Origin of the sequence: Micrococcus sp. UYEF5 (assembly GCF_040546065.1) — a bacterium.
Classification (GTDB): Bacteria; Actinomycetota; Actinomycetes; order Actinomycetales; family Micrococcaceae; genus Micrococcus; species Micrococcus luteus.
Genome location: NZ_JBEPNB010000001.1, coordinates 236,608 through 250,096 on the forward strand (window position 1 = coordinate 236,608; position 13,489 = coordinate 250,096).

Below are 13,489 nucleotides of genomic sequence, written 5' to 3' on the forward strand. Positions count from 1 at the left end.
TGGGCCCATGGACACGCCCACCCTGCACAGACGGCTGCGCCGCGTCTTCGATGCGCGCGTGTTCAACCACGGCGACTACAACGTCGTCTACGGCCAGCCCTCGGGCTCCTCCTCCCCCCTCGTGATCGGCTACCGCCACCAGCCGCTCGAGATGCTGCTGTGCCCGTTCGACCCCACCTCCACCCCGGACGACCACGACCGCCGCGCGCCGGGCGTGGCCGAGGACGACCCGCACGGCCCGGTGACCGAGGCCTCCACGGACCGCGCCGACGTCGTCGAGGTGGGCCTGGCCAACGTGGCCACCGTGGCGGACACGGGCAGCGGCTATCAGGTGGAGACCGTCACGGGCTTCCGGACGTGGTTCGACGTCCCGGAGCACACGCGGGTGCCGGTGGGCGACCTCACGGAGGACGGCACCGCGGAGCTCGACCAGGCCGAGGACGCCACCGACTTCCACGCCTTCATGACCGCCTTCATGGACGAGCTGGACCGCCTCTACGCGACCCCGGAGACGGACGCGACGGACGTCACGCCCCCCGATTTGCGCGGTGTCTGAAACCCCTGGTAGGGTTTCACCTCGTTGCACGGCGCACCGGAGAGATCCGAGAGGCGGTGCGGCACCTGCACCTCTAGCTCAACCGGTAGAGCATCTGACTCTTAATCAGCAGGTTCCGGGTTCGAGTCCCGGGGGGTGCACCCACCGAAGCGAAGGCCCCGTCTCCACGGAGACGGGGCCTTCGTCGTCCCCGCTCCCCGCCCGGGCCCACCGTAGGCTGGGGCCCATGACCGACACGACCCAGCACCGCCTCCAGCCCGGCGACACGGCACCCGCGTTCACCCTCCAGGACCAGGAGGGCCGGCCCGTCTCGCTGCGCGACAGCGCGGGCAAGCACACGATCGTCTACTTCTACCCGGCCGCGTCCACGCCCGGCTGCACCACGCAGGCCTGCGACTTCCGGGACAGCCTCGCCTCCCTGACCGCGGCCGGCTACGTCGTCCTGGGGATCTCCCCCGACCCGATCGGCAGGATCATCCGGTTCGCCGAGCAGGAGGGCCTGACGTTCCCCCTGCTCTCGGACGAGGACCACGCGGTGGCCGAGGCCTACGGCGCCTGGGGCGAGAAGAAGAACTACGGGCGGACCTTCGAGGGTCTGATCCGCTCCACGATCGTCGTCGGCCCGGACGGGAAGGTCACCCACGCGCAGTACAACGTGAAGGCGACCGGCCACGTGGCCCGACTGCGCCGCACCCTCGGCCTCGACGAGGCCTGATCCGCGCCCGGGCGCCGCACGGTAGGATCGGGCCTCGCCCCGCCCGCGCGGGGTGTGCGCGGGCGTGGCGGAACTGGTAGACGCGCTGGATTTAGGTTCCAGTGTCCTGGACGTGGGGGTTCGAGTCCCCCCGCCCGCACTCCCCGGGCCCGCCCGACCCCGACGTCACCTGCCAGAGGAGGCCGCCATGCAGCCCACTCGCCGCGCCTTCCTCGGCGGGGGCCTGGGCCTGCTCGGCCTGAGCGTGGCCGGCTGCACGACGTCGCCCGCGGCGCCGTCCTCCGCCGCCCCGACCTCCTCGGGCCCGGGCCGACTGCTCGTGGTCGGCGCCCCGGCGCGGGCGCTGACGCGAGATCCGGCCCGCGCGCTGGACGTCGAGTCCTTCCGTCTGATCCGCCAGGTCTTCGAGACGCTGCTCGGCGTGGACGCGGACACCGGCGCCCCCACGCCCCGCCTCGCCGAGCGGCATGAGGAGTCCGACGGCGGCCGCCTCCACACGTTCCACCTGGTCTCCGGGGTGGTGTTCGACGACGGCGAGCCGTGCGACGCCGCCGCCGTGGTCGCGAACATCGAGCGGTGGGCCTCCGCCCCTGCGCCCGTGGACGGGACCGTCGCCCCGCCCTCCTCGTTCGTCTCGGCCTTCGGCGGATACGCCGGGGATGCGGACTCCGCCTTCGCCGGCGTCGAGGCCCGCGGAGAGCTCGAGGTGCGGCTGCGCCTGCACTCCCCCCGCCGTCACCTCGCGGCCGCGCTGGCCTCGCCGGCCTTCGCGATCTCCTCGCCGGCCTCGTGGGACCGCACGGTCGACGTGGACGGCTCCGAGGTCACCACCCCCGCCGGCACCGGCCCCTACCGCTGGGCCGACGCCGCGGAGACCGCCGAGCTCACGCGCGCCCACCCGGGCGCCTCGGGCGCGACGATCCTGGTCCCCAGCGCCCGCCACCGCGGCTCCGATCCGGCGGCGTACCCGGTGGCCGTGCAGGCGTGGGGTCGGGCCTCCGTGCGCCTGCGGGAGCTGCGGCGCGGCTCGGCGGACGTGATCGACGTCGTCGCCCCCGGCCAGCTGCGCCCCCTCGTCGAGGCCGGCACCCAGGTGCTGCCCCGGGACCCCCTGGGCGTGCTCTACGTGGGCATGAACCTGGACCACCCGCGCGTGCGCTCGCAGTACCTGCGCCAGGCGATCGCGTACGCGGTGGACCGCCCGCGCATCGCCGGCAGCGACGTCTTCCTCGAGGGCACCCGCCTGGCCCACGACCTCGTCCCCCCGTCCCTCGGCGTCGGCGACGAGGAGGCGCGGCGCTACGACGTCAACCCGGGCCGGGCCCGCGAGTTCCTCCACCTGGCGGGATACGACGGGGAGCCGTTGGAGTTCCTCTACCCGGCCGGCACGGCCCGCCCCTCCCTGCCCGAGCCGGAGCGGGTCTACGCGATGGTCGCCCGCGACCTCGGCGCGGTGGGGATGCACATCGTGCCCGTGCCCGTGCCGGAGGACCAGGACTACCTGCACGCCGTCGTCTCCCGGCCCACCCGAGCCCTGCACCTGATGGGCCGCACCGGCGACTATCGCGACCCGCACGCGTTCCTCGAGCCCTTCGCGCGCTCGGGCCGCGCCGAGACCGGCTACCGCAACCCGCGCGTCGTCGAGGACGTGGACGCGGCGGCGGCCGAGAACGACGACGACGCGCGCCGCGCCCTGTTCCGCCGCGTCGTCCGGGCCATGGCCCTCGACCTGCCGGCGCTGCCGCTGGTCTATCCGATCTCGGCCCTGGCCACCGGCCCGCGCGTGGCCTCCTACCCGACGTCGCCGCAGCTGGACGAGCCCTTCTCGCGCGTCAGGCTGACCGAAGGCTGAACGCACCGGTAGTACAGTGGGAGATCACGGCGCCCGGCCCGACCGCCACTGCTCGGCCTGGTCGCACTGCGCCCACCCGCCGTCGTTCTGCTTCAGGAGTTGACCGTGCCCACCACCTCGTCCACCGCCACCCACGACGTCGTCCTGATCGGCGGCGGCATCATGAGCGCCACCCTGGGCGTGCTGCTGCAGAAGCTCGAGCCCACCTGGTCCATCGCCCTGTACGAGAGCCTCGATCAGGCCGGCCTGGAGTCCTCCGACCCGTGGAACAACGCGGGCACCGGCCACGCCGCCCTGTGCGAGCTGAACTACTCGCCCATGGACAAGAACGGACGGGTGGACGTCACCAAGGCGCTGGGCATCAACGAGCAGTTCTGGACCACCCGCCAGTTCTGGTCCTCCCTGGTGGCGGACGGCACGCTCAAGGACCCCAAGTCCTTCATCAACCCGCTGCCGCACATGTCCTTCGTGTGGGGTGACGACCACGCGGACTACCTCCGCACCCGCTATGAGGCCATGTCCGCCCAGCCGCTGTTCGCCGGCATGGAGCACAGCGAGGACCCGGAGCAGATCCGTGCCTGGGCCCCGCTGCTGATCGAGGGCCGTGAGCCGGGCCAGCGCCTGGCGGCGTCCCGCAACACCGGCGGCACCGACGTCGACTTCGGCTCCCTCACCCGCCAGCTCATCACGGCCATGGCCGGCGCCGGCGCCGAGGTGCGCTTCGGTCACAAGGTCACCGGCCTCACCCGCGGCACGGACGGCCGCTGGGAGGTCAAGGTCAAGAACAAGGCCGCCGGCTCCGAGCTCGTGGACCGCGCCCGCTTCGTCTTCGTCGGTGCCGGCGGCGGCGCCCTGCCCCTGCTGCAGAAGTCCGGCATCCCCGAGGCCAAGGGCTTCGGCGGCTTCCCGGTCTCCGGCCAGTTCCTGCGCTGCACGGACGAGTCCGTGGTCAACCAGCACATGGCCAAGGTGTACGGCCAGGCCGCCGTCGGCGCCCCGCCGATGTCCGTGCCCCACCTGGACACCCGCTTCGTCAACGGCAAGCGCTCCCTGCTGTTCGGCCCCTACGCCGGGTTCTCCACGAACTTCCTCAAGACCGGCTCCTACCTGGACCTGCCGCTGTCCGTGCGCCCGCACAACCTCAGCACGATGCTGGACGTGGCCAAGGACAACATGGACCTGACCAAGTACCTCGTGACCGAGGTGCTGAAGTCCCGGGACAAGAAGATCGACGCGCTGCACGAGTTCTACCCGGAGGCCGACGGCGGCGAGTGGGAGCTGATCACCGCGGGCCAGCGCGTGCAGGTGATGAAGCGCAAGGGCCGCTTCGGCGGCGTCCTGCAGTTCGGCACCGAGGTCGTCACGCACGCGGACGGCTCGCTCGGCGGCCTGCTCGGCGCCTCGCCGGGCGCCTCCACCGCGGCCCCCATCATGGTGAAGCTGCTCGAGCGCTGCTTCCCCGCGAAGATGGCCGGCTGGGACGGCACGCTCAAGGAGCTCATCCCGTCCCTGGGCCACACGCTCAACGACGACCCGGCGCTGCTGGACGAGGTCCGCACCGTCACGGACGCCGCACTGAAGCTGGCCTGACGCCCCGATGGGAGCGCTCGCACGGTTCTCACTCGGTCGGCGGGCGCTCGTGGCGCTCGTCACCGTGTTCATCGCGGTGTTCGGCGTCCTCTCCGCCGGGCAGCTCAAGCGGGAGCTGATCCCCCCGCTCGAGCTGCCCGTCATCTCCGTCTCGACGCTCTACCCGGGGGCGTCCCCCGAGGTCGTGGACGCTCAGGTGGGCGAGCCCCTCGAGACGGCCCTGCAGGCCGTGGAGGGGCTCGAATCCTCGCGGTCCACGTCGCAGTCCGGCTTCAACGCGGTCCAGCTGGAGTTCGCCTACGGCACAGACCTGAACCGGGCCCGGTCCCAGGTGGACCGCGTGGTGGCCAACCTGGGGCCGCAGCTGCCGGAGGAGGCGGAGACCTCGTCCTTCGCGGGCTCCGTCTCCGACTTCCCGGTGGTCTTCCTCGCCCTGTCCGGGGACGAGGACCTCAACACCCTGCGCCGCCGCGCCGAGGACGTCCTGGCCCCGCGGCTGCAGAAGATCGACGGCGTCCGCGGCGCCGACGTCCTCGGCGGCACGGACGAGAACGTCTCCGTGGTCCCGGACCCGGCCGCGCTCGCCGCCGCCGGGCTGACCACCTCCGACATCACCGACGCGCTCGAGGAGAACGCCGGCCTCTTCCCCGTCGGCCAGGTCACCGAGGGCGCGACCACCTATCCCGTCCAGGCGGGCGCCGCCGTCGAGGACCTCGAGGGCCTGCGCGGGATCGTCGTCGCTCCCTCCGGCGACGGCGAACCGCGCACCCTGGACGAGGTCGCCGACGTCACCCTCGTGGCCGCGGCCCCCACCTCGCTGACCCGCACCGACGGGGTGCCGACGCTGTCCGTCTCCGTGACCGCGACCCCGGACGCCGACCTCGTGGCGGTCTCTCAGGCCGTGCGCGACGCCCTGCCGGAGCTGGCGTCCCTGGTCGGCGGCGGCGCGGACCTGACCGTGGTGTTCGACCAGGCCCCGTTCATCCAGCAGTCCATCGACACGCTGTTCCAGGAGGGCCTGCTGGGCCTGGCGTTCGCCGTGCTGGTGATCGCCGTGTTCCTGCTCTCGGTGCGCTCCACCCTCGTCACCGCCATGTCCATTCCGCTGTCCCTGCTGGCCGCCCTCATCGGGGTCGCGGCCTTCGGCTACTCCCTCAACACGCTGACGCTCGGGGCGCTGACGATCTCGATCGGCCGGGTCGTGGACGACGCGATCGTGGTGGTGGAGAACATCCGCCGGCACCTCGGCCTGGGCGCCGACCGGCGCACCGCGATCCTGGACGGCACGCGCGAGGTCGCCACCGCGATCACCGCCTCCACCCTGGTCTCCGTGGCGGTGTTCCTGCCCATCGCCTTCGTGGGCGGCCTGGCCGGCGAGCTGTTCCGGCCCTTCGCCGTGACCGCCACGGTCGCCCTGCTGGCCTCCCTCGTCGTCGCCCTGACGATCGTGCCGGTGCTGTGCTGGTGGTTCCTGCGCGCCCCGCGGCGCGGGGCCGAGACCACGGCCGCGCCCGCCGTCCCCGGCGACCGGCCCGTGGCGGCCGGCGGATGGCTCACGCGGGCCTACCGCCCGGTGCTGCGCTGGACGCAGCGGCACACCGTGGTCACCCTCGCCGCCGCCCTGGCGCTGCTGGCCGGCACGGCCGCGCTGGTCCCGCTGATCCCCACGAACCTCCTGGGCGACTCGGGACAGAACTCGTTCGTCGTCACGGCGGAGCAGGAGCCGGGGGCGTCTCTGGAGACCACGGCCGCCGCCGCCGAGCGCATCGAACGCGTGCTGCTGGACACCGACGGCGTCGAGACCGTCCAGTGGACGGCCGGCACCGCCGCCGGCCCGATGGGGGCCTTCGGCGGCTCCTCGGCGGACCGGGCCCGGTTCACGGTGGTGACCGACCCGGATGCGGACCAGGTGGCCCTTCAGGACGGGGTGCGCGCCGAGCTCACCGGTCTCGACGGCGTGGGCGACGTGTCCGTCTCCACGCAGCAGGGGCCGAGCGGCGGCCAGGACATCGAGGTGTCCGTCTCCGCCCCCGACCCGCAGGCCCTCACCGCGGCCGCCGATCAGGTCGCCGAGGCGCTGCGGCCCGTCGAGGGCGCCCGCGAGGTGACGACGCCGGCCTCGGACCTGCGCCCGACGTTCCAGGTGGACGTGGACACCGTCGCCGCCGCCCGGCTCGGCCTGACCGAGGAGGCGGTGGCCGGCCAGGCCGCCGCCGCCCTGCAGGCCGCGCCCGTGGGCGACGTCCGCTTCGGGTTCGAGAGCTTCGCGGTGCAGCTGGGTGACCCGGAGCCGGTCGAGTCCCTCGACGCCCTGCGCCAGGTGCCCGTGGAGACGGCCGAGGGACCCGTGCCGCTGGGGGACCTCGCCGAGGTCTCGCGGATGTCCGTACCTGCCCGGGTGACGTCCTCGAACGGCGAGCGGACCGCCGTCGTCACGGTGACCCCGGACGACGAGGACCTCGGGGCCGTCTCGCGCCGGGTCACGCAGGCCGTGGCGGAGCTGGACCTGCCCGAGGGCGTCACCGCGGCCGTGGGCGGCGCGGCGGAGCAGCAGGCGCAGACGTTCCGGGACCTCGGACTGGCGCTGCTGGCCGCCGTGGCGACCGTGTACGTCGTGATGGTGGCGACGTTCAACTCGCTGCGCCAGCCGCTCGTGCTGCTCGTGTCGATCCCCTTCGCCGCCACGGGCGTGTTCCTGGCGCTGCTGGCCACCGGCACGCCGCTGGGACTGTCCACGATGATCGGGCTGCTCATGCTGGTGGGCATCGTGGTGACGAACGCGATCGTGCTGATCGACCTGATCAACCAGTACCGCCGCGACCGCGGCATGACCCTGGACGAGGCGATCGAGGTGGGCGCGCTCAACCGCGTGCGCCCGGTGGTGATGACGGCCCTGGCCACCATCCTGGCCATGACCCCGATGGCCCTGGGCATCACGGGGCACGCGGGGTTCATCTCCCAGCCCCTCGCGGTGGCCGTGGTGGGCGGCCTGGTGTCCTCCACCCTGCTCACGCTCGTGCTCGTGCCCGTGCTGTACCGGCTCACCGAGGTCCGCGGGGAGCGCCGCCTGCAGGAGGAGCGCCGTGTCGCGGCCGAGCGGGAGGCGCAGCGCGTCGCGGCCGAGCGCGCGGCCGAGCAGGCGCGCCGGGCTGAGGAGCGTTGGGCGGCCCCGTCCGAGCTCGACGCCGGACGCCTCGGCCGACTCCGGCAGCGCCTCCGCCGGCGGTGGCGCCGGGCCTGACCTCACGCGTGGCGCGGGCCGGGGCGGCGGGGCGCACCCCCGTCGCTCAGGCGCCGTCGTGCACCGCGAGGCTCGAGCCGCGCCGGTCCTTGCGCACCTCGAGGCGCACGCCGATCTCCTGCCTCATCCGTTCGACGTGGGAGACGAGGCCCACGGTCCGGCCACCGGTCCGCAGGGTGTCCACGACGTCCAGGACGTCGTCGAGGGTGTCCGCGTCGAGCGAGCCGAAGCCCTCGTCCACGAAGAGCGTGTCCAGTTCGATGCCGCCGGCTTCGGCCTGCACGGTGTCCGCGAGCCCCAGGGCGAGGGCGAGGGAGGCCATGAAGGTCTCGCCGCCCGAGAGCGTGGCCGGGTGGCGCGTCTCGTCCACGTAGTGGTCCCGGATGACGAGTTCGAGGCCCTTGTTCCCGCGCCCGCCCACGGCGTCGGAGTACTCGATCGAATACCGCTGGTCCGTCATGGCGAGCAGACGCTCGGTGGCCGCGGCGGCGACCTCCTCGAGCCGCCCGGCGAGGACGTAGCTCGTCAGGGGCATCTTAAGCAGGTTCTCCCCGCCGCCGCGGACGAGGTCGAGCAGCCCCCGCACCCGCGTGTGCTCGGCGATGAGCCCGGCGGACCGCTCCAGGACCTCGGTCAGGGCGGCTGACTGGCGGCGCACCGTGGCGACGAGTGAATCGAGTCGCCCGACCGCCGTCGCCCGGGACGAGCTCGCGGCCTCGGCCGCGGCGAGCGCCTCGGCGGCGGCGCGGGTCTGCTCCTCGGTCGGCGGCTCGACGCCCGCCTCGGCGAGGGCGCGGCCCCGGCGGACGGGCTCGCTCGCCTCGAGCTCGGCGAGGCGGGCCCGTTCGGCGTGCCACTCCTGCACGGCGGCCGTGCGCGCGGCGGCCTCCGTCTCCTCGAGGCGGGCCGCGCGCGCCGCGTCGACGTCGTCGAAGCGCTGTTCGGCCAGCGCGGCGGTGAGCGCCTGGTCGGTCTCGTCGGCGACCGCCCGGGCGCGCGCGTCCTCGTCCTGCGCCGCAGCGAGGGCGGCCAGGACCCGGCGTGCGGCGGTGACCTGGTCGCGGCGGGCGTCGAGGGTCTCGGCGTCACCGCGGGCGGCCTCGACGGCGTCCCGCAGCTCGGTCAGCCGGGCGGCACGGTGGGCGGCGGCCTCGGCGAGCCGACCGTCCTCGGCCGCGAGCGCGGCGGCGGTCTCGTCGGCCCCGGCGAGCGTCTTCTCGGCGGCGGTCAGCCGCCGGCGGTCCGCGGCGAGGTCCTTCGCCGCCTGGTCCAGCGCGGCCCGTTCGGCCTCGGCGCGCTCGAGCGCCTCTCGCGCGGCCTCGGGTGCGAGCCCGGCGGCGGCCTCGCGCGCCGTGCGGAGGGTCTGCTCGGCGGCGCGCAGGGCGGTCTCGGCGTCGGTCGCGGCCCGGTCGGCCGCGGTCCGGGCCTGCTCGGCGTCCCGCACGTCCGCCTCGGTCACCGTGGTGTCCGCGGTGGCGGCCGGGGCCGGGTGCTCGGGCGAGCCGCACACGGCGCACGGCTCGCCGGGCACGAGCCGCTCCGCCAGTTCGGAGGCGGCCTGCTCGTACCGGGCACGCAGCAGACCGACGTGCCGTTCGGCGGCCTCGCGTCGCCGCTCCTGTGCCTCCCGGTGGGCCCGGGCCGCGGTCTCTGCCTCGACGGCGCGGGCGGCCGCGGCCTCGGCGGCCGTGCGGCGAGCGGCGGCCTCGGACACGGCGCGGTCCACGGCCTCCCGGGCGCCGAGACGCTCGGTGCCGCGTTCGACGGCCGCGCGGTGTGCCGCGACGGCCGCCTCACGCTCGGGGCGGGACTCGACCAGGGCGGCGCGGTCGCGGCCGATCTCGGCCCGACGCTCCGCCGCGGCGGCCGCCTCCTGCTCCAGCTCGCCCATCCGGGCACGGTCCTGGACGGCGCGTGCCACCGCCTCCGCGGCGCGCTCGGCCTCCCCCAGCGCCTGGCGGGAGGCGGGCGCGTCGGCGGCCCCGTCCGCCCGGGCGGCGGCGAGCCACGCCGCCGCGGTCGGCTCGTCCTCGACGTGCGCCAGGGCCTCCGTCACCGTCTCCGACGCGGTGCCGGCGGCGTCCGCCGCCGCGGTGGCCCGCTGGGCGGCCGCGAGCACCCGCCCGGCGCGCTCATGGGCGTCGACGGCGCGGCGCCGCGCCGCGGCGGTCTCGGCCTCGGCGTCGTGGTCGCGTCGACGGCTCGCCCACGCCTCGGCCGCGGCCAGGTCCCGCCCGCGGGTCTCCAGCTCACGCGCCGTCACCCGGGCCCGCTGCTCCGCGGCGCGGGCCGTGGCGAGGTCGGCCCGCGCGTCCTCGTGGGCGCGACCTGCGCGCTCGGCGGCGAGGGCGAGCAGCCGGTCGTCCGTGTCCGGTGACGGCTCCGGCGCATGCCAGTCCGGGCCGAGCGCCTCGTGGAGCGCCTCGGCCAGCTGTGCCCGCGCGGTCCGGGCCACGTCCGCGTCCACGGCCACCGCGGTGTCCAGCCGGGCCGTCTCGACGCGCAGGTGCTCCTCGACGCCGTCGAAGCGCTGCGTGCCGAAGAGCCGCCGCAGCAGGACGCGGCGCTCATCCGACTTCGCGGTGAGGAACTGGGCGAACTGTCCCTGAGGCAGCAGGACCACCTGCATGAACTGCTCGGCGTCCAGGTGCAGGACGGCCGCGATCTGCTGGCCGACCTCGTCCGCCCGGGTGAGCGGCGCCGTCCATTCCCCGTCCACGCGTTCCCGCAGGGAGACCGTGGCCTGCGTGGTGACGGTGGCGCCGCCCGCCGCGCTGCGTCTCCGGCGGGGCCGCTCGTGCTTGGGCGAGCGGACCACCTCGAAGCGCCGGCCCTGCACGGTGAACTCGACCTGCACCTCGGGGATCACCGCGCCGGGCTCGCGCAGCGTGGTCACGAGCGACTCGGCCGACCGTCCGCCCGGCACGGTCCCGTAGAGGGCGAAGCACAGCGCGGCCAGCACCGTGGACTTGCCCGCGCCGGTGGGCCCGTCCAGCAGGAACAGGCCGCCCGCGTTGAGCCGGTCGAAGTCGACGTCCTGCGCCTGGGCGTAGGGCCCGAGCCCCTCCAGGCGCATCCGATGGATCCTCATGCGCGCACCTCCCCCGCGCGAGCGGCCTCGAGGGCGTCCCGCAGCAGGTCCTGCTCGGCCCCGCTGGCCGGCCGCTGCCGGACGTGGTCCACGAAACCGACCGCGAGCGCGTGGTCCGAGGGTGCCTGCCGCAGGACCTGGGCGTAGGTCCGCTCCCGGGCCCGCCTCCCGCCGGCCGGTTCGTGGCGGAAGACGAGCACGGAGGGGAACCGGGTCTTCAGGCGCTCCAGGGCCCGCTCGGGGCGTTCGTCGTCGGTGACGGTGACCTGCACCCAGCACTGCTCCGCCCACGCGAACTCCGGGGACTCCAGCAGGTCCTCGATCGGCCCGGACAGCACCGCCAGGCGCCGTCCGGCGTCCCAGTCCACGGCCTCGACGTCGGTGACGGCCCCGCCCGTGACGTGGACGAGCCAGCCGCCCTTGCGGTGGCCCGCCTCGGAGAAGGAGTACGGCAGCGGTGAGCCGGAGTACCGCACGTGCTCTGCCAGCCGCTGGCGGCCGTGCAGGTGGCCCAGGGCCGCGTAGTCGAGCCCGTCGAACACGGAGACCGGCACCTGCCCCAGCGTGCCCACCAGCATCTCGGGCGGGGCGTCCGGCTCGACGTGCTCGCCCTCGCCGATGTCCCGTTCGGACTCGGAGCCGTGGCCCCCGGCCGCGAACAGGTGGGCCAGCACGACGGCGGCCACCGGCTCCGGCGTCTCGGCGCGGCGGGCGGCCAGATCGGCGTGGACGCGGCGGACCGCCTCCGTCAGCACGGCCGTGTGGTGGGCCTCCACGCCCCAGGCCGGTCCCTGGTGGCGCGGTTCGAGGTAGGGGATGCCGTAGACGGCCACGGTCTGGCCCGCACCGCCGTCGACTCCGGGCTCGGTGAGCAGCACGGGGCGGTCCAGCTCCGCCGCGTCCGCGCGCACGTGCACGCCCGCGGCCGCCAGGAGTCCGCCGCCGAAGCCGAGGCGCACCGCCGAGTCGTGGTTGCCGCTCGTGAGCACCACCTGGGCGCCGGCCGCGTGCAGCCGGGTGAGCGTCCGGTCCAGCAGCCGGACGGCGTCCGCCGGCGGCAGCGCGCGGTCGTACACGTCCCCGGCCAGCAGGACGGCGTCCACGCCGCGCTCCGTCACGGTCGCGACGAGGGCGTCCAGGACCTCCTCCTGGGCCTCGAGCAGCCCGGTGCCGTGGAACGACCGGCCCAGATGCCAGTCCGAGGTGTGCAGCAGGATCATGCGGCCCACTCTAGGGAGGGTGTGGACGGGATAAGCACGACGCGGTGCAGCTCGTACGATGGCGGCATGTCCGCCACCGCGCCCGAGCCCACCGCCTCCTCGTCCACGCCCCTGCCCGGCCCCGAGCACGCCGACCGGGTCCTGGCCCTCCTCGCGGCCGGTGCCGCCGGGGACGCGCTGGGCGGCGTCGTCGAGTTCACCCCCGCGTCGGGGATCGCGGCGGTGCACGGCCCCGCCGGCGTCACCGACGCCGCGGACCTGCTCGCCCAGGAGGGCGCCCACGCCCTGCCGATCACGGACGACACGCAGCTGACGCTGTACGTGCTCGACGGCCTGCTCGAGTGGATCGAGTGGCAGAACGACGGCGTCCCGGCCGATCCCGCGGCGTGCGTGTGGCTCGCGTGCCTGCGCTGGTTCGCCACGCAGGACGGCGCGCTGCCCGAGGGCGCTCCCCCGGCCCCGTCCCGCTGGATCGACGCGCACGCGGAGCTGAAGGTGCGCCGCGCGCCGGGCACCGCGTGCCTGACCGGGCTCGCCGAACCGGGGATGGGCCTGCCGGGCGACCCGCACAACCCGGGTTCGAAGGGCTGCGGGACGGTCATGCGCTCGGCCCCGTACGGGATGGTGCCGGGGCTCGAGGACCCGCACGTCGTGTCCCTTGCCCGCCAGGGGGCCGTCCTCACGCACGGCCACCCCACCGCGTGGGTCGCGGCGGCCGCGTACGCCCTCGTCATCGCGGCCCTGCTGCGCGGCCTGGACCTGGCCGCCGCGGTCGCGCACGCCCGCGCGTGGCTCGACACCCTGGGCGAGGAGGCCGAGGAGACCCGCGCCGCCGTCACCGCGGCGGTCGACCTGGCCGGCACCGTCGACGCCGACCCCGGCGCCCCCGGCGCCCTCCCCACCGCGCTCGGCGAGGGCTGGGTCGCGGAGGAGGCCCTGGCCATCGCGCTCTATGCCGCGCTCACCGCGCAGGCGGCACACCCGGCCGATCCGGCGGCGGCGCTCGCCCTGGCGCTGCGGATCGGCGTGAACCACGACGGCGACTCCGACTCCACGGCCTCGCTGGCCGGGCAGGTGCTCGGCGCGGCGCACGGCACCGCCGTGTTCGGCGCGCACGACCCCGCGGACCGCGCCGCGGCCGAGGCCTCCGTCCCGGGGTGGGTCGCCGAGCGCGAGGTCGTCCTGGAGGCCGCCCGGCGCTGGAGCGCCGCGACCACCTGAGTG

At 75.4% G+C, this 13,489-nt stretch carries 8 protein-coding genes and 2 tRNA genes; 8 read left to right on the forward strand and 2 right to left on the reverse strand.

The features are described 5' to 3' along the window. Positions 1-7: 7 nt before the first annotated feature. The 7 genes from ABIB16_RS01155 (at position 8) to ABIB16_RS01185 (ending at position 7,954) form a co-directional block, all read left to right on the forward strand. Positions 8-556: a hypothetical protein gene (locus ABIB16_RS01155; RefSeq protein ID WP_095353806.1), complete on the forward strand. Its 549-nt coding sequence runs from the start codon at positions 8-10 to the stop codon at positions 554-556. Positions 557-623: 67 nt separating this feature from the next. Then, a tRNA-Lys gene (locus ABIB16_RS01160) sits at positions 624-696 on the forward strand. Positions 697-782: 86 nt separating this feature from the next. Continuing rightward, the gene (gene bcp / locus ABIB16_RS01165; RefSeq protein ID WP_036382122.1) at positions 783-1,271 is read left to right on the forward strand and encodes a thioredoxin-dependent thiol peroxidase; all 489 of its coding nucleotides are present in this window, start codon (positions 783-785) and stop codon (positions 1,269-1,271) included. A 58-nt stretch (positions 1,272-1,329) separates the two neighbouring features. Beyond that, a tRNA-Leu gene (locus ABIB16_RS01170) sits at positions 1,330-1,410 on the forward strand. 48 nt (positions 1,411-1,458) lie between these two features. Then, complete coding sequence (locus ABIB16_RS01175) at positions 1,459-3,123, forward strand: ABC transporter substrate-binding protein (protein WP_095353805.1); 1,665 nt, start codon at positions 1,459-1,461, stop codon at positions 3,121-3,123. A gap of 99 nt (positions 3,124-3,222) precedes the next feature. Beyond that, a complete protein-coding gene (locus ABIB16_RS01180; RefSeq protein WP_205805183.1) occupies positions 3,223-4,713 on the forward strand; it encodes a malate:quinone oxidoreductase in 1,491 nt (496 codons plus the stop codon). Between the two features lie 7 nt (positions 4,714-4,720). Then, positions 4,721-7,954 carry an efflux RND transporter permease subunit gene (locus tag ABIB16_RS01185; protein ID WP_095353804.1) on the forward strand — a complete coding sequence of 1,078 codons (3,234 nt, stop codon included), beginning with the start codon at positions 4,721-4,723 and terminating at the stop codon, positions 7,952-7,954. 46 nt (positions 7,955-8,000) lie between these two features. Here ABIB16_RS01185 and ABIB16_RS01190 read toward each other — a convergent pair whose 3' ends face one another. Together ABIB16_RS01190 and ABIB16_RS01195 are read right to left on the reverse strand one after the other, a co-directional pair. After that, a complete protein-coding gene (locus ABIB16_RS01190) occupies positions 8,001-11,045 on the reverse strand; it encodes an AAA family ATPase (RefSeq protein ID WP_134376924.1) in 3,045 nt (1,014 codons plus the stop codon). After that, complete coding sequence (locus ABIB16_RS01195; protein ID WP_135101836.1) at positions 11,042-12,265, reverse strand: exonuclease SbcCD subunit D; 1,224 nt, start codon at positions 12,263-12,265, stop codon at positions 11,042-11,044. The genes ABIB16_RS01190 and ABIB16_RS01195 overlap by 4 nt, the downstream gene beginning before the upstream one ends. Positions 12,266-12,331: 66 nt before the next feature. Here ABIB16_RS01195 and ABIB16_RS01200 point away from each other — a divergent pair, with 66 nt between their 5' ends. Then, positions 12,332-13,486, forward strand: coding sequence for an ADP-ribosylglycohydrolase family protein (locus ABIB16_RS01200; protein ID WP_354436008.1), 1,155 nt, complete (start codon positions 12,332-12,334; stop codon positions 13,484-13,486). Positions 13,487-13,489 lie beyond the last annotated feature (3 nt).